General features: G+C 64.3%; 22 protein-coding genes. 11 read left to right on the top strand and 11 right to left on the bottom strand.

The features are described from left to right. Positions 1-2: 2 nt before the first annotated feature. Positions 3-1,496 (bottom strand): trimethylamine methyltransferase family protein, encoded by a 1,494-nt coding sequence (locus R5H32_RS15185; protein WP_318339532.1) that lies wholly within the window; start codon positions 1,494-1,496, stop codon positions 3-5. A 188-nt stretch (positions 1,497-1,684) separates the two neighbouring features. Between R5H32_RS15185 and R5H32_RS15190 the strand changes: the two genes are divergently transcribed. Next, entirely contained in the window at positions 1,685-1,828 is a 144-nt protein-coding gene (locus R5H32_RS15190) for a hypothetical protein (protein WP_318339533.1), read from the top strand. 138 nt (positions 1,829-1,966) lie between these two features. On the opposite strand, the gene R5H32_RS15195 is transcribed toward R5H32_RS15190, so the two are convergent. From R5H32_RS15195 to R5H32_RS15225, 7 genes are all read right to left on the bottom strand, one after another. Further along, a complete protein-coding gene (locus R5H32_RS15195) occupies positions 1,967-3,613 on the bottom strand; it encodes an acyl-CoA synthetase (protein ID WP_318339534.1) in 1,647 nt (548 codons plus the stop codon). Beyond that, positions 3,610-4,410 (bottom strand): enoyl-CoA hydratase, encoded by an 801-nt coding sequence (locus tag R5H32_RS15200; protein WP_318339535.1) that lies wholly within the window; start codon positions 4,408-4,410, stop codon positions 3,610-3,612. Before R5H32_RS15200 ends, R5H32_RS15195 begins: the two co-directional genes overlap by 4 nt. 24 nt (positions 4,411-4,434) lie before the next feature. Beyond that, positions 4,435-4,884 (bottom strand): OsmC family protein, encoded by a 450-nt coding sequence (locus tag R5H32_RS15205; RefSeq protein ID WP_318339536.1) that lies wholly within the window; start codon positions 4,882-4,884, stop codon positions 4,435-4,437. Between the two features lie 30 nt (positions 4,885-4,914). After that, a complete protein-coding gene (locus tag R5H32_RS15210; RefSeq protein WP_318339537.1) occupies positions 4,915-6,057 on the bottom strand; it encodes a glycine cleavage T C-terminal barrel domain-containing protein in 1,143 nt (380 codons plus the stop codon). 181 nt (positions 6,058-6,238) lie between these two features. Beyond that, a complete protein-coding gene (locus R5H32_RS15215; RefSeq protein WP_318339538.1) occupies positions 6,239-6,730 on the bottom strand; it encodes an Lrp/AsnC family transcriptional regulator in 492 nt (163 codons plus the stop codon). A gap of 182 nt (positions 6,731-6,912) precedes the next feature. Continuing rightward, positions 6,913-7,770 (bottom strand): helix-turn-helix domain-containing protein, encoded by an 858-nt coding sequence (locus R5H32_RS15220; RefSeq protein ID WP_318339539.1) that lies wholly within the window; start codon positions 7,768-7,770, stop codon positions 6,913-6,915. A 33-nt stretch (positions 7,771-7,803) separates the two neighbouring features. Continuing rightward, positions 7,804-8,930, bottom strand: a protein-coding gene (locus tag R5H32_RS15225) for an IS3 family transposase (protein ID WP_318339540.1) whose coding sequence is annotated in 2 segments (ribosomal slippage) — positions 7,804-8,666 and positions 8,666-8,930 — 1,128 coding nt in all. Because the reading frame shifts where the segments join, the coding sequence is not laid out codon by codon here. 253 nt (positions 8,931-9,183) lie between these two features. Between R5H32_RS15225 and R5H32_RS15230 the strand changes: the two genes are divergently transcribed. From R5H32_RS15230 to R5H32_RS15255, 6 genes are read left to right on the top strand one after another with little or no spacing between them, the layout of a single operon-like run. After that, the gene (locus R5H32_RS15230; protein ID WP_318339541.1) at positions 9,184-10,392 is read left to right on the top strand and encodes an alpha/beta hydrolase; all 1,209 of its coding nucleotides are present in this window, start codon (positions 9,184-9,186) and stop codon (positions 10,390-10,392) included. Beyond that, the gene (locus tag R5H32_RS15235; RefSeq protein WP_318339542.1) at positions 10,393-11,220 is read left to right on the top strand and encodes an ABC transporter ATP-binding protein; all 828 of its coding nucleotides are present in this window, start codon (positions 10,393-10,395) and stop codon (positions 11,218-11,220) included. Then, entirely contained in the window at positions 11,214-12,578 is a 1,365-nt protein-coding gene (locus R5H32_RS15240; RefSeq protein WP_318339543.1) for an ABC transporter permease, read from the top strand. Before R5H32_RS15235 ends, R5H32_RS15240 begins: the two co-directional genes overlap by 7 nt. A 16-nt stretch (positions 12,579-12,594) precedes the next feature. After that, positions 12,595-13,245: a DUF3299 domain-containing protein gene (locus tag R5H32_RS15245; protein ID WP_318339544.1), complete on the top strand. Its 651-nt coding sequence runs from the start codon at positions 12,595-12,597 to the stop codon at positions 13,243-13,245. 40 nt (positions 13,246-13,285) lie between these two features. Beyond that, entirely contained in the window at positions 13,286-13,471 is a 186-nt protein-coding gene (locus tag R5H32_RS15250) for a hypothetical protein (protein WP_318339545.1), read from the top strand. Positions 13,472-13,518: 47 nt separating this feature from the next. Next, on the top strand, positions 13,519-15,234 hold the full coding sequence (locus R5H32_RS15255) for a mechanosensitive ion channel family protein (protein WP_318339546.1): 1,716 nt from the start codon (positions 13,519-13,521) through the stop codon (positions 15,232-15,234). Positions 15,235-15,428: 194 nt separating this feature from the next. On the opposite strand, the gene R5H32_RS15260 is transcribed toward R5H32_RS15255, so the two are convergent. Beyond that, positions 15,429-16,958, bottom strand: a complete 1,530-nt coding sequence (locus tag R5H32_RS15260) for a trimethylamine methyltransferase family protein (protein WP_318339547.1) — start codon at positions 16,956-16,958, stop codon at positions 15,429-15,431. A gap of 407 nt (positions 16,959-17,365) precedes the next feature. On the opposite strand from R5H32_RS15260, the gene R5H32_RS15265 reads away from it, so the two are divergent. From R5H32_RS15265 to R5H32_RS15280, 4 genes are all read left to right on the top strand, one after another. After that, positions 17,366-18,253: a MurR/RpiR family transcriptional regulator gene (locus R5H32_RS15265; RefSeq protein ID WP_318339548.1), complete on the top strand. Its 888-nt coding sequence runs from the start codon at positions 17,366-17,368 to the stop codon at positions 18,251-18,253. Positions 18,254-18,357: 104 nt separating this feature from the next. After that, a complete protein-coding gene (locus tag R5H32_RS15270; protein ID WP_318339549.1) occupies positions 18,358-19,329 on the top strand; it encodes an ABC transporter substrate-binding protein in 972 nt (323 codons plus the stop codon). An 85-nt stretch (positions 19,330-19,414) separates the two neighbouring features. Next, positions 19,415-20,443 (top strand): ABC transporter permease, encoded by a 1,029-nt coding sequence (locus R5H32_RS15275; RefSeq protein ID WP_318339550.1) that lies wholly within the window; start codon positions 19,415-19,417, stop codon positions 20,441-20,443. Between the two features lie 10 nt (positions 20,444-20,453). Continuing rightward, a complete protein-coding gene (locus R5H32_RS15280) occupies positions 20,454-21,503 on the top strand; it encodes a betaine/proline/choline family ABC transporter ATP-binding protein (RefSeq protein WP_318339551.1) in 1,050 nt (349 codons plus the stop codon). Positions 21,504-21,512: 9 nt separating this feature from the next. On the opposite strand, the gene R5H32_RS15285 is transcribed toward R5H32_RS15280, so the two are convergent. Together R5H32_RS15285 and R5H32_RS15290 are read right to left on the bottom strand one after the other, a co-directional pair. Beyond that, positions 21,513-22,064, bottom strand: coding sequence for a Coenzyme F420 hydrogenase/dehydrogenase, beta subunit C-terminal domain (locus R5H32_RS15285; RefSeq protein WP_318339552.1), 552 nt, complete (start codon positions 22,062-22,064; stop codon positions 21,513-21,515). Continuing rightward, positions 22,061-22,774 (bottom strand): coenzyme F420 hydrogenase/dehydrogenase beta subunit N-terminal domain-containing protein, encoded by a 714-nt coding sequence (locus R5H32_RS15290; protein WP_318339553.1) that lies wholly within the window; start codon positions 22,772-22,774, stop codon positions 22,061-22,063. The genes R5H32_RS15285 and R5H32_RS15290 overlap by 4 nt, the downstream gene beginning before the upstream one ends. Between the last annotated feature and the right edge of the window lie 136 nt (positions 22,775-22,910).

Below are 22,910 nucleotides of genomic sequence, written 5' to 3' on the forward strand. Positions count from 1 at the left end.
ATTCAGACTTCCAGCTTGATGGGCAGGCGCGCGCGGATCGCGGCTTCGGTATCGGCGGGCAGGTGATCGGGGGCGGGGCTCGCCTCGATCTCGGTGACGCGGGCGCGGGCGCGGTCCCAGACGGTTTTCGCACCGCTCGTCAGCCAGTTCGAGATGCTTTGCCGGTCGCCGAGCCGGGGATAGAGGTACTCGGTCGTCATCAGCTTCAGCGTCTGGCCGGTGCCGAGATAGTGCCCCGGTCCGGTCACCACCTCCTCGATCAAGTCGAGATCGATGGCGCCCTCGAACGCCTCCACACCCCGCACCGAGCGCAGGATCGCGCCGCACATGTCGTTGTCGATCACCAGCGCCTCCTTGCTCGCCGCCATGATCGAGCCGAGCATGCCGACGCTGAGGTTGATCATGTCGGCGCCTCCTTGAGCGGCGAGCGCCACGGTATATCCCTTCTCGTATCCGGCCTGCGCGTCGGCGACCTTGGCGTCGGTCATGCCGGCCGAGACCGTCGAAGGCAGATCGAGGTGAAGGAGTAGCTGCGCGGCGGCGGCGCTGGCGACCGCCGCCTCGCCGGATCCGCCGGTCATCGCGCCCGTGCGCAGGTCCGAGATGAAGGGCATGAAGGCGAGGATGCAGGGAAAACCCGGCTGCATCATGTTGACGAGGACGAGGCCCGCGAGCGATTCCGCGAGCCCCTGCGCGAGTGCGCCCGCGAGCGACGCGGGGCTCGTGGCGCCGGCCTGCCCGGCGGAACAGATCTGGAGCGGCATCCCGAGCCGCACGCATTCCCGCATCACGCCGCAGGCCTCGGTGGCCAGCGTGAGCGGCGGCACGACATGGCAGACGGACGCGAAGCAGAAGGGCTGCGCGGCGAAGGGAGTCGGCCCGAGGGCGGCGTCCAGCATCTCGACCACCGGGGCGACATGCGCGGGTTCGAAGAAACTGGTGCCGATCGGTTTCGAGGTCGCCTTCATCGCCGCGAAGGCGGTGTTGAGGTCGAGCGTCAGCGGGTCGGCCATGTCGCGCGCGACGACCGGGCGCAGCGCGTAGTGGATGCTGTCGCAGGCGTCGACGATGCGCATGAGCCCGTAGAGATCGGACAGCGTGCTGTCGCGGAACATGCCGGTGTCGGCGTCAAGTACCTGCACCGCTGCGCCACCGGTGCCGATATGGACATGACCACCACCCACTTCGATCCCGCGCCGGGGATCGAAGCCCGGCAGTTCGACGCGCTTGCGCGCTCCGGCGATCAAGTCCTCGACCAGAGTGCGCGGGAAGGTGAGGCGACCGTCGGGGCGCTCCACCGCGCCGCCGGCAATGGCAAGCTCCCGCATCTCGGGCGCGTCGGTGGCAACACCGATGCGGGCGAGAATGTCGAAGGCCGCCTCGATGATCGCGCGCAGGCTGCTGTCATCAAGCGGTCGGAAACGCCCTCCGACGGGCGGGCGCGTCACTCCACCCTGGGGCTGCGCCTCTCCACGGCTTTGTCTGGCTCTCCGCATCGGCGCGCCTCCTGGCTACTCTTTCCGCGGCAGTCTATGCGCTAGATGGATTAGTTCAATTTCATTAGATATGTCTTTTGATGAATTGATTTCAGTCATGTACGGGCGCATCCGGTTTCGCGTGCGCCCAGCACCCTGTCCAGCCATCGCGGAGCCATCTCGGGAGCCGAGGACAGCAGGAGTTGCGTATGCTCATGACGTGGCGGGAGCAGAACCGCCGGCTTGGGCCCGACATCGCCCCCCTGCCGCGCTGCATGACGACGAGGGGGATCACGTTCCTCGGCGATGGAGAGTGGAACGAGACCCCGACCGTCAGGCCGCCGAAATCCTGATGAGCATCGCCCTCACATGGTGAATCACACGTAGCCACCGGGATACACGACCCATCTGCCCCACAGGTGTAATCCGCACCGCGTCCCGATGACGGCAACGTTGCCGAAGGCCCGGTTAAACAGGGTCAAGATGGCGTGTTACGCTGTCGCCATTTCTCGAGCTTGCTCACGCAGGACGAATTTCTGGATCTTTCCTGTGGAAGTTCTCGGAATGGGCATGAAGACGAACTTGCCGGGAACCTTGTAGGGGGCAAGATGATCGCGGCACCACGCGCGCAGCATCTCCGAATCCGCCTTCTGGCCCTCGGCCAATTCGATAAACGCGCAGGGCGTTTCGCCCCATTTCTCGTGCGGAATCGCGACGACGGCAACGACAGCGACCGACGGGTGCCTGTACAGCGCCTCCTCGACCTCGATCGAGGAAATGTTCTCTCCTCCCGAGATGATGATGTCCTTGGACCTGTCCTTGAGTTGGACATAGCCGTCGGGATGCATGACCGCCAGATCGCCAGAGTGAAACCAGCCGCCGGCGAAAGCCTCTTGCGTTGCCTTGGGATTGCGGTAGTAGCCCTTCATCACGACATTGCCGCGGAACATGACCTCTCCGATGGTCTTGCCGTCGCGCGGAACGGGACGCATCGTCTCGGGGTTCAGAACATCCAGCTGCTCCAGCGCCAGGTAGCGCACGCCCTGGCGTGACTTCAGCGCGGCCTGTGCACCCCGCGGCAGTCCGGACCAGGCTTCGTGCCAGTCGTTGACGACCGCAGGACCATAAGTTTCCGTCAGACCGTAAAGATGCGTCACCTCGAAGCCGGCGTCCCGCATGTCGGCCAGCAACTTTTCGGGCGGCGGCGCGGCGGCTGTGAAGAACTGGACGCTATGGTCGAGGGCGCGCTTGATCGTATCGGGCGCCGAGATCAGCAGAGACATCACGATGGGGGCGCCGCAGAGATGCGTCACGCCGTCGTCGGCGAGCGCGTTCCAGATCGGTTCGGCGCGGACCTGCCTGAGGCAGACATGAGTGCCGGTAATGGCCGACACCGTCCAGGGGAAACACCAGCCGTTGCAGTGGAACATCGGCAGGGTCCACAGATAGACCGAGTGTTTCTGCATCGACGTCGTGAGCGCGTTGCCCAGCGCCAGAAGGTAGGCGCCCCGGTGATGGGAGACGACGCCCTTGGGATCGCCGGTCGTGCCGGAGGTGTAGTTGATCGAGATCGCGTCCCATTCATCCTCAGGCATCAGCCAGGCGAAATCGGGGTTGCCACGGGTCAGAAACACCTCGTAATCGGCGGCCTCGAAATGTGTCGGTTCACCATCGTATTCCGGATCGTCGTACTGGATCAGGACGGGCGTCACCGTGGCGAGGGCCAGCGCCTCTTGCATCAGCGGCATGAACTCGCGGTCCACTATGACGATCTTCGACAAGGCGTGGTCGAGCTGGAAGGCGATGATCGCCGCGTCCAGCCTTGTGTTGATCGAGTGCAGGACCGCCCCGCACATCGGTACGCCGTAATGGCATTCCAGCATCGCCGGCGTGTTGGGCAACAGCACCGAGACTGTATCGCCGCGCCGGATCCCGTTCTTGGTCAATGCCGAGGCAAGTCGCCGCGAGCGCGCATAGAACTCGGCATAGTTGCGACGCAGCGCGCCGTGAATGATCGCGGTGTGCTCGGGAAAGACGCTGGCAGCGCGCTCCAGAAACGTCAGCGGTGTCAGCGGCTGGTAGTTCGCGGCATTGCGATCCAGATCGGTGTTGTAGGGATTCTGCACGGATGTCCTCACTGATCGTGCCACTTGGGTGCGCGTTTCTCGATAAAGGCACCGATGCCTTCCTCGGCGTCGCGGGCGAGCATGTTGTCGACCATCACTCTGGAGGCGTAATCATAGGCCTCTGCCAGTGGCATCTCGCGCTGCGCGTAGAACGCGCGCTTTCCGGTGGCGAGAGTCATGCTGGATTTCGACGCGATCGTACGGGCCATCGCCAGGGTCGTCTCCCGCAACGCGTCCGCAGATACGACCTGGTTGACCAGGCCGATCTCGGCCGCGCGAGCGGCCGATGTCATGTTCCCGATCAGGAGCATTTCCATCGCGTGCTTGCTGCCAACGTTTCGTGACAGCGCCACCATCGGCGTGGAGCAGAAGAGCCCGATATGGACGCCCGGTGTGGAGAACTGCGCGGTGTCCGCGGCGACGGCAAGATCGCAGCTCGCGACCAGTTGGCAGCCTGCCGCGGTCGCAATCCCGGTTACCTCGGCAATGACGGGCTTCGGGCAGTTCAAGATTGCCTGCATCACGCCTGAACACATCGCCATAACCTTGGTGAAATAACCCCGGCCGTGATCGGAAGCCTCGCGGCCGGCGGTCATTTCCTTCAAGTCATGGCCCGCGCAGAACGCCGGCCCGTTTGCTCCCAAGATGACGACACGCACCGAAGGATCTGCCCCAGCCTCGGCAAAGGCCGAGGCCAGCTCCTCCAGCATCGCCTCGGACAGTGCGTTGCGGCGGCGAGCGTCATTCAAGGTCAGGCGAAGTATGCCGTCGCCATCGCGATCACGCAGCAGGATACTGCTCTCTTGCATGAAGTTTCCTCGCTTGCCGGGGGTTTAAAGAATGTTGATCTCGACGCTCTCGGCGAGGGTGTTGGCGATAAAGCAGTAGCGGTGGGCGCGGTCCTGCATCTCCTCAAGCTTCTTGTCCTCGACCGCGAAACCCGTGTCGAAGCGCACCACCGGATGAAGGTCGATGCGCGTGACGGACATCTGTCCCTTCGGGTTCTTGCCGAGGTGGGCGACGGCGTGGTCGTGGTAGCTTGCCACCGGCCAGTTGGCCTTGGCGGCCAGCGCGAGGAACGTCATCATGTGGCAGCTGGACAGAGCAGAAGCGAGCGCCTGTTCGGGGTTCGTGTTTTCCGCCTTGCCGCCCCAGTCCGGGGCGGCGTCTGCTTGCACTTCGTAGCTGTTGTTGTAGCGCACGACGTGCTCGGCCGAGTATCCGCCAGGCTGAAAGCCCGGCTCGGCGCGGTGCCAGTGCAGTTCGATCGAAAGGTCGGACATGACTGCGTTTTCCTGTCTTGGAGGTGGCGCTCAGGCGGCGGCGAGCTTTTTCTGCGGATCGTAGAAGGGGCGCTCCACGATCCTGGCGCGAACCGGGCCGGACGCGGTGACGACCTCGACTTCGGAGCCGATCTGCGCACTGTCCGCCGAGACCATCGCGAGGGCGATGTTCCGCTCCAGCCGGGGCGAATAGACGGCCGACGTGACCTTGCCGATGGCGGCGCTATCCTTGTTGATGGTCCAAAACGTGGTGTTGGGGCCTTTCAGGGGCGCGCCATCGATGACGAGGCCCACCTGCTTGCGGCTCACGCCGCGTTCCTTGAGCCGGCGCAACGCGGCTTTACCGATGAAGTCGGCCTCCATGTCGAGGTTCACGAGCCGGTCGAGCCCCAGTTCGTAGGGGTTAGTATTGATGTCGGCGTCGGCATGATAGGAAAGCATGCCGCCTTCGATGCGACGGATCGAGGAGGTGTGGCCGGGCTTCAGGCCGAAGGGCTTTCCCGCCGCCATGATCTTTTCCCACAACTCGTCGCCGCGCGATCCGTCCTGCAGGTAAAGCTCATAGCCAAGTTCGCTGGACCAACCGGTGCGCGACACGATGAGCGGAATGCCATCCAGCTCGACCTCGCGCAGCCAGTAGTAGCGCAGGTCCATGATGCCGTCGCCAAAGAGCGCCTTCATCACTTCGCCGGACTTCGGCCCCTGAAGCTGCAGCGGCGAAACATCCGGTTCGCGGATCGTGACATCCAGGCCCGAATGCACGGCGACGCCCTGCGCCCAAAGCAGGATGTCGCTGTCGGCCAGCGAGATCCAGAAGTGGTTCTCGGCCAGACGCAGCAGGATCGGATCATTCAGAATGCCGCCATCTGCATTGGTGATGAGCACATACTTGCACTGCCCGATCGCCATTTTCGAAAGATCGCGAGGGGTTAGCATCTGGGCGAACCTGGCGGCATCGGGGCCTGTGATCTCGACCTGCCGCTCGACCGCAACGTCGCACAGGATCGCGTCGTTGATCAGGTTCCAGAAGTTCTGCTCGGGGTCTCCGAAGTCGCGCGGGATGTACATGTGGTTGTACACCGAGAACGCCTTTGCGCCCCAGCGGACCGTGGCGTCGAAGTACGGGGATTTCCGGATCTGGGTTCCGAAACCGAAATCATCTGCTTGTGACATGCTGATTGCCCTTGTTTGCGCGCCCTCGATGGTCCGCGCGACCTCGTCGAACTGAGCGTGTTCTAGTTGCCATCGGCATGCGACAGCGGGCCAAAGAACGAGGTAAAGGAGACCGAACGGACCAATCTTAGGCAGATCCGAGACCGTTCGGACTATTCGCCGCCGACATGTGTTTTGCGGGTCAGATTTCCCGGCCGGCGACCAGGCGACCAAGATTCGGCTGAGCGGACTTAACCTCCCTGGTCACGATGTAGATCATGTAACGGTCGATCCCGAGTTCTGCCGACAGCATCTCGTCCATCAGGCTTTGGAATACGGAAAGACTGGTGGTGACAACCGTCATCACATAGTCCATCCCGCCGCCCGTCGCGACGCAGTCGGTGACCTCGTGAAGGTTGCGGACATGCGACTCGAAGCGGTCGAAATCCGCCTTGCGGTGACTTTTCAAAGAAACGGTCACGACGACCTTGGATATGTGGACGATCTTACCGAGCGCGAGGTCCGCATGGTACCCGCGTATCAACCCCGCATTCTTCAGCCTGGCGAAGCGCGCCCAGCACGGAGTAGGGGAAAGCCCGACGTACTCCGCCAGCTTGGACTTGCTGAGCTGCCCATGTTGCTGGAGAGCACAAAGGATGCGAATATCGGCGGCGTCGAGGGAAGTCGTCTTCATTACCTGGCGGCCTCCATGGCGAGTCACCCTCGGGACAAACTGCGGCCCAAGTGCGCGATCACCGGAACATCTATCCGTTGAATGGCGGTGTTGCCAACTGGCTGTGCACGGCCTTGGCGCTTCGGTATGGGCCTCCCTCGCTGAACCGGTCCACGGCTATGTTAAGGAAGCGGCGGGCCAGTTCAGTGAGGGACGCCAAGGGGCACCCGGGCCTCGAAAGAGCCATTCCGGATCGTTCTCACGAGAGAATCGGACGGGTTCTCTTCGAAGATGGCGCGGTAATCGGCGGCGAAGCGGCCGAGGTTCATGAAACCTAAGGACAGGGCTACATCCTTGACCGAAGCGGGCGGACAAGATCGGTCCAGAAGCCGCGCTCGGGCCGCCGAGAGACGGCGTGCGCGCAGATAGGCGACGGGAGAAACGCCCAGGCTTTCATGGAAACACTTGCTCAACCAAGTCGGGCCAACCCCGCTCGCCGCGCATAGTTGCGCCAGTGAAACGACCGGCTCGCCCTGAACATGTTTAGCGCGCAGCGCGTCACGCACGACCTGATCGGGCCGTAGCCTTCCAGGATCACGGCTGCCGCTTTCGGTCGGATGGGACAGAACGACCGCCGACAGCAGCGACATGAGATCGGCCTCCACAGTTTGTGGCAGGATAAAGCGCCCCTCCCCCAAGGGGCTGCTCATGGCCGAGTTCATTGCAGTCAGAACCCGCTGCCGCAAGGTGGACGATCGCGCTCCGGACAGAAGCAGGCGCCGGTTCCGCGGCAGCCGGACTTCCGCATCGCCGGCGAGCGCGCGCATATCGCGCTCCAGCCGCGACTTTCGCACACCGATGGCCACGGTATTGCGCGCCTCGCCCACCGTCGTGTAGCCGGAAGGCCCCCCGGCCATGAACACGTCCAAGGGACGGGCAACAACGCCGTTGAAGCGGTACTCGCCGTGCCAGCTGAGCGGCAGCATGAACACCATCCAGCGCGGATCCGGAACCACGCTGCCGACAAGCTTGGGGAAAACCCGGTTCTGGAAAATCACCATGGCCAGCCCCACCTGAGTGGTCCAATTTGAGTGTTAGTGCATGACTGGCCTCTGGTTCACCTGGATGACGGTTTCAGGGGCTGGTGGGCGGTAGCCCAAGGCACTGTGCGGTCGCTTCGTGTTGTAGTGCCTCCTCCATTGTTCGATCAGGATCTGTGCCTCGCGGAGGCTGTAGAAGATCTCGCCGTTGAGCAGTTCGTCGCGGAACCGGGCGTTGAAGCTTTCGCAGTATCCGTTCTCCCATGGCGATCCCGGCTCGATGTAGGCCGTCCTGGCGCCGACCGCCGCGATCCAGTCCCGCACCGCCTGGGCGACGAACTCGGGACCATTGTCTGATCGTATTAAGGCGGGGACGCCGCGCAGGATGAACAGGTCGCTCAGCGCGTCGATGACGCTGGTGGCGTTGAGCCTGCGCTCGACCTTGATCGCCAGGCACTCCCGGCTGAACTCGTCGAGGATGTTCAGCGTCCGGAATGCCTTGCCGTCGTCGGTCCGGCCGTGGACGAAGTCGTAGCTCCAGACATGGTTCCGATACTCGGGTCGCAGCCGGACGCACGACCCGTCGTTCAGCCAGAGCCGGCCCTTCTTCGGTTGTTTCGCAGGCACCCTCAGCCCCTCCCGCCGCCATAACCGCTCGACGCGCTTGTCGTTGACCTGCCAGCCCGCGTCTCGCAGCAGGGCCGCGATCCGGCGATAGCCGTAGCACCCATACTGTCGCGCCAGTTCGATCATGTCCGCAACCAGGCGCTCCTCATCAGCCCGACCTCTCGGCAGCTTGCGCTGCGTCGTGCGATGCTGGTGCAGCACCCGGCAGGCGCGACGCTCCGAGACGCCCAACTCATTGCGCACATGATCGATACAGGCGCGGCGACGAGCGGGGCTCAGAAGTTTCCCCGGGCGGCCTCCGTCAGGATCAGCTTGTCGAGCGTCAGGTCCGACACGGCTTTCCTCAGCCGTTCGTTCTCCTTCTGCAGCCGCTTGAGTTCCTTCAGTTGGTCGGTTCCCATCCCGCCATACTGCTTGCGCCAGCGATAGTAGGTCTGCTCGGTGATGCGAACCTCACGGATCGCATCCGCCCGCGCCATCCCCCGCCCGACAAGCACCTCAACCTGCCGCAGCTTCGTGACAATCTCTTCCGGCTTGTGCCGCTTCGTAGCCATTCCGATCCTCCGTTTTCCCAAGCACAACGGCGGACCACTTCACTGGGGGAGGGTCAGCTCGAAAAGGTCGATCTTTCGTTCGGCTACCGCTATCTTGACTGGGACCTGGACAATTATGGCCCGTTCAATGACCTGAATCTTTCCGGTGCGTTCCTGGGGGTCAAGATCCCGTTCTGACGGATCCAGGCCGGCCGGGTTGTGCAGATGATGTACTTGGTCAACGGGTGATGGGAAGAGAACGGACGCCGTGTACATGAAACGACTGGAGTTGCTGTCGCCCGGAGTCGCCGGTCGGTATGTCTTGGCGATGGAAACTGGGCTGAGAGCCCTGATCTGTTTGCTGTCCTTGTTTGTTCTGCTCGGGTGCTCGGGGTCCGCCAAAGACCAGATCATCGGGGTCGAGAATCCGAGGGAGCCTTCTTCGTCGGTACCCGGCGTCAGATCGCATGACCTCTTCGTGCTGACGTCGCGGTCGCAGGCGAGCGATCCGGCGCTCATGTATTCCGGAGACCGGGCCCGAACTCTCGGTTTCGCCCGGGTTACCGTGACGATTCCGCCGACGCACGAGATCGGCCGGATCGAGCGACCGCGGCGGTCTGTGCCGGATCCGAGACGGGAATCGACGGTGATCGACCCAAGAGTCTATGCCACCGATTCCGCGTTTCTCGCCGACCTGAACCGCGCCTTGCGCGAACGGCCTGCAAGCGACCGAACGATCCTGGCTTTCGTGCATGGCTACAACACGTCCTATGCCGATGCCGTTCTGCGAATGGGCCAGTTCGTCGAAGACACCGGATTCAGAGGGGTTCCGGTGCTGTTTTCCTGGGCGTCGGCGGGTAAGTTTCTGGACTACGTCTACGACATCAACAGTGCGCTCGCCGCACGCAACGACCTCATTGCGGCGAGCCGTATTCTGGCCAGGTCGAACGCCACGTCCATCGACCTCCTGGCGCACTCGATGGGGAATTTCCTTACGGTCGAGGCGATGCGTCAGGCCCAGGTCGAGGGTACCTATAACCGGAGCGGCAAGCTGAAAACCATCATCCTCGCCTCGGCCGATATCGACATGGATGTGTTCAGGGACCAGATGTCGGTCTTCAATCCAGATGACCGCAAGTTCTATGTGCTGATCTCGGCCGACGACAAGGCCCTGGCCACGTCCCGTTTCCTTGCCCACGGGGTCAACAGGGTCGGAGATGCGGATGCCGAGGAACTGGCGAAACTGGGGGTTACAGTGATCGACATGACGGCCGTGCAAGATCCTAACAACCTGAACCACGGGAAGTTCTCGGAATCGCCCGCGATGGTGCAGATGATCGGGCAGGCCCTGGCCTCAGGAAATTCGATTGACGCGGCTTCGGGCGGCAACGAGCCGATCACCGGCGCCGTACGCTGGATGGCGAATTCAGCCTATTCCGTCTTCAACGGGGGTGGGTCGTATACCGTCGTGCCGACTGAATAAATGCATCGGCCCGGCGCGGCGCAACGGCGGGCATTGGTTGAGAATGCCGCAGCGGCGGTTACCAGCCAGACATGGGCATCAGGATCCGGGCGCAAGCCGCCCATTGGGAGAACGACAATCTTGGCCGGTCCAGACGAAAAGGCATTCGAGATTTCTTCGTTGAGGTTCAGCTGGCCGGGGCAGCGGAAGGCGGTGCTGTCGATCGACCATCTCGAACTGGCGCGCGGCGAGCGTCTGTTCCTGCGCGGGCCGAGCGGATCGGGAAAATCGACGCTTCTGTCCGCGCTGGCCGGTGTGATCGAAATCGGCGTCGGGCAGGTCCACGTTTCGGGTAAGGACATCGGCAAGTTGAAAGGCAGCGCGCGGGACCAGTTCCGGGGCGACAAGATCGGGATGATCTTTCAGCTGTTCAACCTGATCCCCTGGCTCAGCCCGCTGGAGAACGTCCTTTTGCCCTGCCGGTTTTCCCGCAGAAGGCGAGATCGGGCGGGAGCCGATCCGGCCGCCACCGCGCGCCGGTTGCTCGTCGAGCTGGGACTGACCGATCCGGCGCTGCACGTTTCACCGTCGATTTCGCTCAGCGTCGGGCAGCAGCAGCGTGTCGCCGCCGCTCGGGCGCTGATCGGGGCGCCCGACCTTATCCTTGCGGACGAACCGACCTCGGCGCTTGACGACGGGGCCAAGGGGCAATTCGTCGATCTTCTGGATCGCGAATGCGCCGCCGTCGGTGCCGCGCTCTTGTTTGTCAGCCACGACCGCGGGCTTGAAGCGCATTTCGACCGCGTCATCGACATTGCAGAGATCAACATGGCGCGCCCTCATTGCTGAACCTCGGAATCAAAAGTCTTTGGAACCGGCGCTTCGTCGTCACGCTCACGGTCCTGTCGATCGCGCTGAGCGTGTTCCTCGTCGTCGGCGTCGAACGCTTGCGGAACAGCGCGAAGGATGGATTTGCGAGTTCGGCCTCCGGCATCGATCTGATTGCCGCGGCCCGCGGCGACGCGGTGCAGATCCTGATGGGAACCGTGTTCGGCGTCGGCTCGACAGGTCCGGGCATCGGCTGGGACAGCTACGAGATGATCGCGGACCTGCCAGAGGTGAATTGGGCCGTGCCCATCGCGCTGGGTGACAATCACCGCGGCTTCCCGGTCGTAGGCACGACGGCGGGCTACTTCGACCATTTCCGGCACAGCGGGGGCCAGGCTCTGAGCTTTGCCGAAGGCAACGCGTTTGCGGACCAGGGCGGCGCGGTTATCGGCGCTGAGATCGCTGGCCGATTTGGCTATCGGGTTGGCACAACGATCGTGAACGCGCATGGCGCAGGGGAAATCGCCTTTGACGTTCATGACGAGTCGCCGTTTACCGTTTCGGGCATTCTCTCCCCGACCGGCACGGCGGTTGACAGGATGGTCTATGTGTCGCTCGAGGGCTTCGATCGCCTGCACGCGGACCGCCAAACCGGCGCTGACGATCCTTTTGCCGCTCTCGATGGTGTTAGTTTCGGCGCGGAACAGGCCGGAATGACCGGACAGGAAATCGAAGACCTGGGCGAGGCGGGGCACGGCGAAGCTGGCCACGTTCGAGGCGACACCGATCCCCACGAAGCTCCAGCCGAACACGCCGGACACGAGCCGGCCAAGATCAACGCGGTCTATGTCGGTCTGGTCGATCGCGGCGCTGTTCTGTCCGTGCAGCGGGCGGTCAACGACTACCCGGCCGAGCCCCTGACGGCGGTTCTGCCAAACGTTGCGCTGCTGCAACTGTGGTCGATCACCGGGGCCGCGGAAACCGCCTTGCTGGCCATGGCTTCTGCCGTGGCCTTTGCGGGGATCATCGGCATGGTCGTGATGATCTCGGCCTCGCTGGAGGTACGCCGTCGCGAATTTGCCATCCTGCGCTCGGTCGGCGCCACGCCGGCGCGCATCTTTTCCCTGATCGTCCTGGAATCGGTCCTGATCACGGCGATCGGGATCGTGGTGGGCCTGGCCTCGCTCTGGGCGGTATCGGTGCTGCTGGAACCCTATCTGGCCGCGCGTTTCGGTCTTCGGCTGGGGGCCGGGCCGCTGATGCAGCGCGAAGTCGGTCTCGTTCTGGCGGTTCTCGTGGCAGGTACCGTGGCAAGCGTTCTGCCCGCGGCGCGTGTCTATCGCATGACACTGGCCGATGGCCTATCATTCAAACTTTAGAAGCGAGGAGTGCGCGATGCGTAGAGCCAATATCCTTGTCGGACTCGCGCTGGTTGCCGGCCTGTGCGGATCCATCGCGCTGGCCCGGCCCATGGAGCTCAACTGGGACATGCTGGCGCCAGCGCCGGAACCCTACGATAACCCCTTTGCCGATTTGTCTGTGGACCAGATGCGGGACCTGAGAACCGTATTGAAGGCGCAGGCTGCTGCAGGCGACAATCCTGCCTCCACGCTGCCGGAGGAAGCCGCAGCGGCACGCGCGCGCCTCGATGAACAGGGGCTTGATGTCGAATGGTTGTTCCAGCAGCGCGAGATCATCATGGAAAAGCGGCTTGCCGCGTCGGTTTCGACGGTACCGGAGCATGTCGGCCAGAACGTCCGCATCCCGGGCTACCTGCTGCCGCTTGAGATCCAGGACGGCAAGGCCACCGAATTCCTTCTGGTGCCGACAGTCGGCGCCTGCATCCACACGCCGCCGCCGCCACCCAACCAGATGGTGTATGTGACCTATCCGCAGGGGGTCGCGGTTTCCGGTCTCTACACGCCGGTCTGGATCAACGGCACGCTCGAGGCCGATTTGCGCACCGAGCAAGTGACCTATTCCGATGGGAAGTCGAATGTCGAGGTCAGTTACGTGATGCAGGCCGACCTTGTCGAAGCGTACTGACATGCCCACGGTGACCCCGTTCCGACAGGGCGCATGACGGATGGATGGTCTCGCCAGAATAGTTGCGCTTTACCTGGCGATCATCGCCGCCGTCGCGGCGATCGCCGGGGTGTTTTCGCATCAGACGTTCAGCGTCAGCGACGCCATCGACGACAACCTGCCGGTGGTCAGGACCGACACCCCAGGCAGACCATCGAAAGCTTCTCGGCCGTCGGGCGCGAGCTAGGCAACAGTCTCACAGCCGATCGAGCCGATCGCGGCATCGAAGCCTACATGCAGATACTCGCGATCCTTCGGGATCTTGAGTCGCTCATCGATCTGTCGGCGGTATCGGCGGCAACCCGGCGCGACAGCGGCATCAACACGGCAATGGCGCTGCTGGAGGTTTTCGAAAGGCCCGATCCTCTCGATGTCAGCCGGGTGCCCGACGAGGAAGCGATGTCGGACGGAGGTGCCCGGACCTATCCAATTCCCTCCACACCGCTGGTGATCAGGCGGATTGACGGCGGCAGTCGCGACAGCGAATTCCTGTTCGCCGAAAGCTCGATCCAGATCGCGCCGCGGTTATTGCGCGGGCTGCGCAGCGACGGGATCGGCGATGCGGCACGAGACTGGAGTCACGAGTTGCGCGTCTTCGCCGGGCCTTGGATCCCGACGGATTTCATCACGGCACTTCCGGACTCGCTTAAACGCGACATTCTCGGCACGCCGCTGTGGAAGGCTTTGCTGGCGACGGCGACGTGCATGATAGCCTTGGCAGTCCTGTTGTTCGCGCGCCGGGCATTGCCCGGCGAGCTGACGGAGGAGCGCCTAATCGATCCGGTCGCGCGGCTGGCCTATGCGGCAGCGATTCTGATGACTCTCATCTCTATCGCCTACCTGTTTCGATACCAGCTAAACGTCACCGGCACCTTCGCCGAGTTCCTCTACGCTCTCTTGACGATCGCCTGGTTCGGGACCTTGGCCGCGGTCTTCTGGAATGCGGCGATCGCCGGATTCGACGCGATCAGCCGGAACCCGAAGCGAGAGGCTTTGGAAATTGATCAGAGCCTGATGCACCTTGTCGGACAGATCGTCGGCATTGTCGGCGCGGTCTGGATCGTTGCCTATGGCGCGCAGACGTTGGGCCTGCCGCTTCTCAGCCTTCTTGCCGGTCTCGGCGTCGGCGGGCTCGCCGCTGCGTTGGCGATCCGGCCCACGCTGGAAAACCTCGTCGGCGGGCTGGTCCTTTATCTCGACCGACCGGTGCGTGTCGGGGATTTCTGCGCCTTCGGCTCCTACATGGGAACGGTCGAGCGGATCGGCGTAAGGTCAACCAAGGTGCGCGCGCTCGACCGCACGCTCATTACCGTTTCCAATGCCCAGTTCGCCACGATGGAGTTGGTCAACTGGGCCGAATGTGACGAGATGATGATAGAGCAGACGATCGGACTGCGCTACGAGACCGACAGTGATCAGCTGCGCTATGTCCTGGCCGAGTTGCGGCGAATAGCCTTCGCGCATCCGCGGATCGACAATGACAGCGTTCGCGTGCGGTTGGTCGGTTTCGGAACCTCATCGCTGGACATTGAGGTCCGGGTCTACGCCAAGACGACGGAATGGAATGACTTTTATGCTATCCGCGAGGACTTCTTCCTGCGTGTGAAACAGGTCGTCGAGGACGCCGGTACCTCCTTCGCCTTTCCGTCGACCACCCTTTATGTTTCCCGTGATGCTGGGCTCGACCCCGACAAGACCGAGGCCGCCGCGCATGCCGTGGATCGCTGGCGGCAGCAGCTTGAACTGCCATTTCCAGATTTTTCCGGGGAGAAGAGAAAGAAGATCGACGACACGATCATCTATCCGCCCGAAGGATCTCCGGGTACGGTCACTGACGAGGACAACAGGAACGTCCGGGACGAACCTCTATCGAAGACCCCGGTCGCGGCCGCCAACCCCGAAGAAGACGCGGGGCTATCAAAGGATGGCCCGGTCAAGAAATCTCCCTGACGCAACCGGGCCGACGCTGGCCCAGGCTGGCCTGCCTGATGGGCGCAAGCGGCGGCAAGAGCCCGATCACCTGGGCCGAGAAGGGCAGCCGGACCGCGCGCGAGCGAAAAAAGGATCCGTGCGAAGTGATGCGCTCCAACATCGGCTGACCGCGGCGCCGGGACTGAACGGCCTATGTGCGCTCAGGGACGCCGTCACGCCTCGAGAAGGATGTTGTACTCGGCGCGGATCCGCTCCTCGGCTGCGGGATCGAGATAGGCCGGGTGGTGCGTAGCAAGCACCTCGCGCGCCGCCGCCTTCGCCCGCGTCCAGGCATCGGGCTGGCCCTTTTCGGCCCAGGTGATCGGGGCGTCGCGGTCGGCCAGGCGCGGATAGTAGTAATCGCGCTGCATGGCCGCCAGCGTCTGCGCGCCGCCGAGGAAATGCCCCTCGCCCAGAACCGCCTCGCAGATCGCGTCAAAGCCGAGCGTATCCGGGGTCACCTCGATCCCGCGAAGCGCGCGGTAGATCATCGCATGCATCTCGTTGTCGATGACGAAGGCTTCGAAAGAGGCACCGAGGAGCGAGGCCGTCATGCCAGAGCTCTCGTAGATCAGGTTGCCGCCCGCGAGGCCGGCGGCGAGCGAGGAGAGCGCCTTTTCCACCCCGTATTGCGCGTCGATCGCCTTGGCGTCGGTCATCGAGGAGGCGACACCCGAGGGCAGTCCGAGCCAGTTCGAGATCTGCGCCGAGGCCGCGTTCAGAACCGAGATCTCGCCGCCGCCACCTGCGAAGGCGCCGGTCCTGAGGTCGATGACCAGCGGCCAGTTGGAAAAGACCATCGGATAGCCTGGCTTGAAGACATTCACCATCATCAGGCTGCCGAGCGTCTCGGCCAGAGACTGCGCGAGGAATCCCGCAAGCGTCGCGGGCGCCGTCGCACCGGACTGCGCGGCGGTGATGCAGGACAGGGGCAAGCCATGCTCCATGCAGGCGAGCGTCACCAGAACCGCGTCCTCGCCGAAGCGCATCGGCGAGATCACCGGACTGATATGGGCCTTGAGGAAGGGCGTTCCGAGGAACGCCCCCTCATGGCCGAGCGCCATGTCGACCATGCGCAGGATCGGCGCCACATGCTCGGCCAGCGTGAACGAGGTCGCGACCGGCTTCGTCGTGCCCTTCAGGAGCGCGAAGACCGTGTTCACGTCGAGATCGAAACTGTCGGCGACGTCGGTGGCCACACAGCAGCGGGTGAACCAGCTCACATTGGTGAGCGTGTCCTGGAGCCGGGTGAAGTCATACAGATCGCGCAGCGTCGAGGGCCGGTAGCGGCCGGTCTCAAGGTCGAGGGTCTGGACCGCCGCACCGCCGGTGCCGAAATGGACCCGGTCACCACCGACCTCGATCGAGCGGCCAGGGTCGCGGCCGTGAAACGTGAAGGTCCTTGCCGCGAGGCCGATGCACCGTTCGACCATCGCACGCGGGAAGAGGATGCGCGCGTCCGCTTTCCGCGCCCCGGCCTCAAGGAAGCGCCGCTCGAGCACCTCGGGCACCTCGCCCATGCCGAGTTCGGACAGAAGGCGCAGCGCGGTCTCGTAGATCGCGACGATCTCCGCTTCGGACAGCGGCTTGTAGAAGCCGCCGACCTGTCCGGGTGCACAAGGGTTTACCTCGGGTGCTGCCAGACGTTTCGCGACACGTTCAGCGCGCCCTCCGGACCGGCCGCCAATTCCACCGCGCGTCATTGCACCCTCCAACCCTGACACCCGCATTTCGCGCGCCGGCGCGGAAACAGGCAAGTGCCGCAAGCGCCGTTCGAAATCGCGAATGTACGAAAACGCATTTTCCGAATTCGCTGCTCTCATGTTGCGCGGCGGGTCTTCCGTCACGATTGATCGGATGGAACCACTCTCGGGGCGTCCGGGAACTTGGGCTGAAGGGAAAGTGACAGGTCATGATCATCGCTGGATGCCCGCGGCGTGAGAGCCGCAGCAATGCCCGCCGGCGCGGCGGCGATCGGCCATCAGATCGCCCGCGTCTGGGTGCCGGCCGTCGGGGATGGGGAGGCGCCCAAGGGCCGAATAGACTGGCTGGACAGATTATGCAAACGTTTGTACGTTTCATGATGTCAGAAAAAACAAATGTTCTTCCGATGACGACAAGCACGGATATCCTGAACCGCCTGCAGGCGCTGCGGCTCGACACGACGCCGGAACTTGCGAAGCTGTCGGGGTACCTGCTCGATCATCCCACAGAGATCGGGATAAGCTCGATCCGCCAACTCGCGGCGAAGGCCGACGTCAAGCCGAATACCCTGGTTCGGCTGTCCCGCGCCGTCGGGCTGGAGAGCTACGAGTCGTTCCGCGAGATCTTCCGCAACGACATTCGGCAGGGACGGGAGACCTATCCCGACCGGGCGCGATGGTTGCAGGGGATCTCGCGCAGGGGCGAGCTCGGTCAGCTCTATGCCGCTTCGGCGGAAGCCTCGATCGACAACCTCGAAGGTTTCTACGCCTCGACCGACCATGACGCGATCGCGGCGGCGGCGGCGGCGATCGTCGCAGCGCGCCGCACATTCGTTCTCGGTGTCGGCGTGACCAACCCGGTCGCCCAGAACTTTGCCTACCTGGCAGGCATGGCGATCGACGGCGTGCGAGCACTGCCGAACGGCGGAACGCTTCCGGTGGACGGGCTCGCGCGGGCGGACGAGCGCGACGTGCTCATCGCGATGACGTTTCACCCCTACAGACGCGAGGTCGTCGAAGCCGTGACCGCGGCGCGCGCGCAGGGCGTCAGGGTCATCGCCGTGTCCGACAGTCTCGGCTCGCCGATCATGGCCGACGCCCAGAACCGCTTCCTCGTCCCGACGGAGACGCCGCAGTTCTTCACATCGACCGTCGCGCTGACGGCGTTCTTCGAGGTGCTTATCGCCTTCGTCATCGCCGAAGCGGGCGAGGAGGTGGTCATCTCGATCGAGGCTTTCCACAACCGGCGCCACGCGCTCGGGATCTATGTCGACGAGGCGCGATCGAACGGATGATCGCGCCACGCACCGAACCGGCGGCCGGCTTCGGCCGCCGCGTGAAAACCAACGAGAACCGGGCCAGCCGGCGGATATGTCCATGTCAAAAAGGGAGAACTCACTTGAAGACGACTGTTCTGAAAGCCGCGATCACGGGTGGGGCCCTCGCCCTGTCCGCGCAGGCCGCGTTTGCCGAATGCGGCGAGGTTTCGATCACCGAGATGAACTGGGCCTCGGCGGCCGTGGTCACATCGGTCTCGAAATTCCTGATGGAGAACGGCTACGGCTGCACCGTCACCGTGGTCCCGTCCTCCACTCTGCCCGCCGTCACCTCGATCGCCGAGACGGGCGAGCCGGACATCGCGACCGAGCTCTGGGTCAACACCGCGCCGGCCTATCCGGGGCTTGAGGCGGCCGGCAAGGTGAAGACACTTGGCGACGTCCTCTCGGATGGCGGCGTAGAGGCGTTCTGGATCCCGCAATACCTCGCGGACGAACACCCCGAGCTTACCACGATGGAAGGCATCCTCGCCAATCCCGAGCTTGTCGGCGGCAAGTTCCACAACTGCCCAGAAGGCTGGGGCTGCCGGGTCACCAACGACAATATCGTGAAGGCCTGGGATTTCGAGGGCAGCGGCCTCGAGGTCTTCAACCACGGCTCCGGCGAGACGCTGGCCGCTGCTATCGCCTCGGCCTACGAGAACAAGGAACCGTGGTTCGGCTACTACTGGGCGCCGACCTCGGTCCTTGGCAAGTACCCGATGGCGATGGTGAACATCGGCGAGTTCGACGCCGATACCCACGCCTGCAACGCAACCGCGGACTGCGCGACGCCGGGCAAGTCGCCCTATCCGAGCGCCCGCGTCGTCACCGCCGTCACGACGACCTTCGCCGACAGCAATCCCGAGGTCGCCGACTTGATGTCGAAGGTCACCTTCACAAACGAGCAGATGAACGAGGTGCTCGCCTGGCAGGAAGACAACAAGGCCTCGGCCGATGAGGCCACGGCGCATTTCCTAACGACCTACAAGGATGTCTGGGGCGCCTGGCTGAGCGACGACGCCCGCGGCAAGCTGGCGGCTCTGCTCGAATGACCTGAAACCGGGCGGGGGCGGTCGCCGCCCCCGTCTATAGCCGAAGCCGGGCCAACCGGCTGAACACAAGTGAAGGGGGGCGGCGATGGCGGCTTATTCAGGTTTCTTCGAGACGCTCGGCCTCAAGGACTGGTGCGAAGCGGGCAGCACCGGCGGCCCCCAGTCGCTGGCGGACCTGCTGGCAAAGACCGGCAAGGTCGCCGAGACCAGCCCCTGGGACATGCCCTTTCCCTCGCTCGATGCGCTGCACGAGGCCTGCGGCGCGATCCCGCGGACGCGCGAGCTGACGGCGGGGCTCGAACGCGTGTTTCTCGACATCAAGGACCCACTGAAGTTCGTGCTCGACCCGCTGACCCAGCCCCTGAGCTGGGCGATCGACGGCGCGCTCTGGGCGATCCTTGCCATGCCGTGGTGGATCGTGATCCCGATCTTTCTGGTCGTCGTCCAGTTCGCGGCGCGCTCCGCGCGCGTCACCCTGTTCGTGGCGAGCGTTCTCGTGATGCTCGCCTTCGTCGACCATTACACCTACGCGATGCAGACGCTCGCCATCATCCTTGTCTGCACCGTGATCTGCGTCCTCATCGGCGTGCCGATCGGCATCGCCATGTCGCGCAGCGACCGGCTCCAGCGGTCGGTGATCCCGGTCCTCGACATGCTCCAGACCCTGCCGACCTTCGTCTACCTCATCCCGCTGATCTTCCTCTTCAGCGTGACGGAATCGAAGCTCTACGGCATCGCCATCATCCTCTACGCCATCGTCCCGGCGATCCGCCTCACCGATCTCGGCATCCGGCTCGTCGACAAGGACGTGCTCGAAGCCGCCGAGGCCTTCGGCATGTCGGCGCGCCAGAAGCTCTTCGGCGTGCAGATCCCGCTCGCGCTGCCGAACATCATGGCCGGTGTCAACCAGACCATCATGATGTCGCTCGCGATGGTGGTGATCGCCTCGCTGGTCTCGGCGCCGGGGCTCGGGGCGCTGGTGCTGAGGGGCATCAACAAGCTCGAGCTTGGCGTCGGCATCGTCGCCGGCCTCGCGATCGTGATGCTGGCCATCGTCCTCGACCGCGTGACCAAGGCGGCCCTCGCCCAGGTCAACCGCGCTACCAAGCACTGAGGGGCCCGGAATGAACATGCAAAGTCCGCAGCCGAAACTCTCGATCCGCAACCTCTACAAGATCTTCGGCTCCGACCCGAAGGCGATGCTTGGCCATGTGCGCGCGGGCGTCGGCAAGCAGGAGCTTCTGTCCAGGTACAGCCATGTGCTCGGCCTCGAGGACATCAACGTCGACATGCATGCCGGAAAGATCACCGTCATCATGGGCCTTTCGGGCTCGGGCAAGTCGACGCTGATCCGGCATCTCAACCGCCTGATCGAGCCTACCGCGGGCGAGATCCTGCTCGACGGCGCCGAGGTCACGCGGCTCTCGCACGAGGAGTTGCGCAGACTGCGCCAGACACGGATGTCGATGGTATTCCAGAAGTTCGCGCTTCTGCCGCATCGAACCGTGCTCGACAACACCGCGCTCGCGCCGACGATCCGCGGCGAGCCGGGCGCCGGCACCCGCGAGAACGCGCGCCGCTGGCTGGAGCGGGTCGGTCTGAAGGGCTACGAGACACACTATCCCCACCAACTTTCGGGCGGCATGCAGCAGCGCGTCGGCATCGCCCGCGCGCTCTGCTCGGAAGCCGAGATCATGCTGATGGACGAGGCCTTCTCGGCGCTCGACCCGATCATCCGCACCGACATGCAGGCGCTCTTGCTGGAACTGCAGCGGGAACTGCACAAGACCATCATCTTCATCACCCATGACCTCGACGAGGCGCTGCGGCTCGCCGATCACCTCGTCGTCCTCAAGGACGGCCGGATCGTCCAGCAGGGCGAACCGCAGGAGATCATCCTGAAGCCCGCGGACGACTACATCGAGAACTTCGTCCGCGACATCAACCGGGCGCGGGTCCTCAGGGTCCGCTCGGTGATGGCGGCCGCGGACGGCACTGCGGGGCAAGACCGAATCGACGCCGAGGCGACGCTCGAGCAGGCGCTCGAACGCGCCGGCGGGGACGCGGATCACGCCTTCGACGTGACCGAGGACGGGCGCGTTGTCGGCAAGCTGGCGATGCGGGACCTCTTCAAGGCACTGGTTCCGCGCCGCGCGCGGCAGGCGGCCTCCTAGGGGCGGGCGTTACTCCACACCGCCCCGGCCGGTGGCCAGCGCCCGCCGCATGGAGCCGTCGCGCTGCACCCGGTTCTCCGCCGGGTCGTTCATCGCGGACAGGTGCTCGATCCGCAGGCCGACGCAGTCGGGCGCCAGCGAACCCGCGTCGCGCAGGCCCGCGTGCCGCGCATGGACGAACCGCTTCTTCGTGACCTGATGCGGCTGGGTGTCGTTCATGTAGGCCACATCCACTTCGCGCCCTAACGCAAGCGCCCCGTCGCGGACCGCCGCCGCGATGAGTTCCATCCCGGCGCGGGTACGGATCAGGAGCGAGTTCACGCCGGGATCGGTTCTTGACGCCTCGCGATCCGGGCTCGCGCCGGGCCAGGTGTCGGCGGCGGCGATGTCGGCGCCCTCGCCGACGCCGTCGGGGCAGATCTTGCAGCGGAACGGCAGCGACCAGGCGCTTTCATCCTCGCCCCAGAAGTCGAGGTAATGCATGGAGGTCTCGCTTCCGTCTGCGAACCCGACCGTCGTCGGCCCCGGACAGCCAAGCCCCCGGTAGCGCAGCCGCGTCATCTTCGTTCGATCCCGCGATCCGCGAGCACCTTGGTGAGCGAGCTGTCGGGCATGTAGCCACCGCAAACCGGCGTCAGCCAGTAGCGGATCAGCTGGTTCACCCTCTCGTCGAGATGGGCGAGGTTGCGCACCGCATTGAGATCGCAGGGCTTGGCAATCAGCGCGAAGGGCTTGCCGAGAGCGAGTGCCGCATCGAGGTTGATGAGTGGCGCGGTCGGCCCATAGCGGGATCCCGCGCCGGCGAGCACCTCGGCCTCGGTGCGGCTCAGAACCGCCTCGCCAAAGCTCGGCTGCGCCACCGAAGCCCGGACATGAAGCACGAAATCCACGCGACCGGATCGCAGCAGGTATTGTCCAAGCGCCGTCAGGACGCCCGCCGTCGAGCCTTCGTGCCGGACGGCGGGGTCGGCCGCCCAGCCAAGCACGATCCGATGGAGCGGTCCCCAGACCGGATCCGTGGATGGCGCCTCCGCTGCCAGATCGGGCGGCAGCCCCTCGGCCCGGGTTCCCGGACAGGTCGCATGGATGCGGTCCACGGCAGCGTCGTCCAGATCCGGCATCGCCTCGGGCCGCAACTCGCCGTCCGCGGCCTTCCTCACCTGGACCTTGTCGCGCCCCGCCACCGACTGGCAGAGCCCGCATCCGATGCAGAGACCGCAATCGACGATCCGCTGCAGGCGTGCCTCCGGTGTCAGTGCCTTTACCTTCATTGTCTGCCGGCGCCACCGTTCCCGAGCCCGATCAGGCCCATCTGCTCGAGCTTCAGGATGACCTGGTGCGCGCAGTTGTCGACGTCGACGTTCTCGGTCTCGACCTTGAGCTCGGGGTTCTTCGGTTCCTCGTAGG

The sequence above is a fragment of the Defluviimonas sp. D31 genome (assembly GCF_033436765.1).
In the GTDB taxonomy this organism is placed as follows: Bacteria; Pseudomonadota; Alphaproteobacteria; order Rhodobacterales; family Rhodobacteraceae; genus Albidovulum.

Excerpts from the sequence above, each read along its gene's own strand:
- R5H32_RS15245 (WP_318339544.1), top strand. The coding sequence starts at position 12,595 with ATGCGTAGAGCCAATATCCTTGTCGGACTCGCGCTGGTTGCCGGCCTG.
- R5H32_RS15200 (WP_318339535.1), bottom strand. The coding sequence starts at position 4,410 with ATGCAAGAGAGCAGTATCCTGCTGCGTGATCGCGATGGCGACGGCATA.
- R5H32_RS15205 (WP_318339536.1), bottom strand. The coding sequence starts at position 4,884 with ATGTCCGACCTTTCGATCGAACTGCACTGGCACCGCGCCGAGCCGGGC.
- R5H32_RS15290 (WP_318339553.1), bottom strand. The coding sequence starts at position 22,774 with ATGAAGGTAAAGGCACTGACACCGGAGGCACGCCTGCAGCGGATCGTC.
- R5H32_RS15260 (WP_318339547.1), bottom strand. The coding sequence starts at position 16,958 with ATGACGCGCGGTGGAATTGGCGGCCGGTCCGGAGGGCGCGCTGAACGT.
- R5H32_RS15250 (WP_318339545.1), top strand. The coding sequence starts at position 13,286 with ATGGATGGTCTCGCCAGAATAGTTGCGCTTTACCTGGCGATCATCGCC.
- R5H32_RS15255 (WP_318339546.1), top strand. The coding sequence starts at position 13,519 with ATGCAGATACTCGCGATCCTTCGGGATCTTGAGTCGCTCATCGATCTG.
- R5H32_RS15285 (WP_318339552.1), bottom strand. The coding sequence starts at position 22,064 with ATGACGCGGCTGCGCTACCGGGGGCTTGGCTGTCCGGGGCCGACGACG.
- R5H32_RS15185 (WP_318339532.1), bottom strand. The coding sequence starts at position 1,496 with ATGCGGAGAGCCAGACAAAGCCGTGGAGAGGCGCAGCCCCAGGGTGGA.
- R5H32_RS15215 (WP_318339538.1), bottom strand. The coding sequence starts at position 6,730 with ATGAAGACGACTTCCCTCGACGCCGCCGATATTCGCATCCTTTGTGCT.
- R5H32_RS15280 (WP_318339551.1), top strand. The coding sequence starts at position 20,454 with ATGAACATGCAAAGTCCGCAGCCGAAACTCTCGATCCGCAACCTCTAC.
- R5H32_RS15220 (WP_318339539.1), bottom strand. The coding sequence starts at position 7,770 with ATGGTGATTTTCCAGAACCGGGTTTTCCCCAAGCTTGTCGGCAGCGTG.
- R5H32_RS15190 (WP_318339533.1), top strand. The coding sequence starts at position 1,685 with ATGCTCATGACGTGGCGGGAGCAGAACCGCCGGCTTGGGCCCGACATC.
- R5H32_RS15230 (WP_318339541.1), top strand. The coding sequence starts at position 9,184 with ATGAAACGACTGGAGTTGCTGTCGCCCGGAGTCGCCGGTCGGTATGTC.
- R5H32_RS15235 (WP_318339542.1), top strand. The coding sequence starts at position 10,393 with ATGCATCGGCCCGGCGCGGCGCAACGGCGGGCATTGGTTGAGAATGCC.
- R5H32_RS15265 (WP_318339548.1), top strand. The coding sequence starts at position 17,366 with ATGACGACAAGCACGGATATCCTGAACCGCCTGCAGGCGCTGCGGCTC.
- R5H32_RS15210 (WP_318339537.1), bottom strand. The coding sequence starts at position 6,057 with ATGTCACAAGCAGATGATTTCGGTTTCGGAACCCAGATCCGGAAATCC.
- R5H32_RS15275 (WP_318339550.1), top strand. The coding sequence starts at position 19,415 with ATGGCGGCTTATTCAGGTTTCTTCGAGACGCTCGGCCTCAAGGACTGG.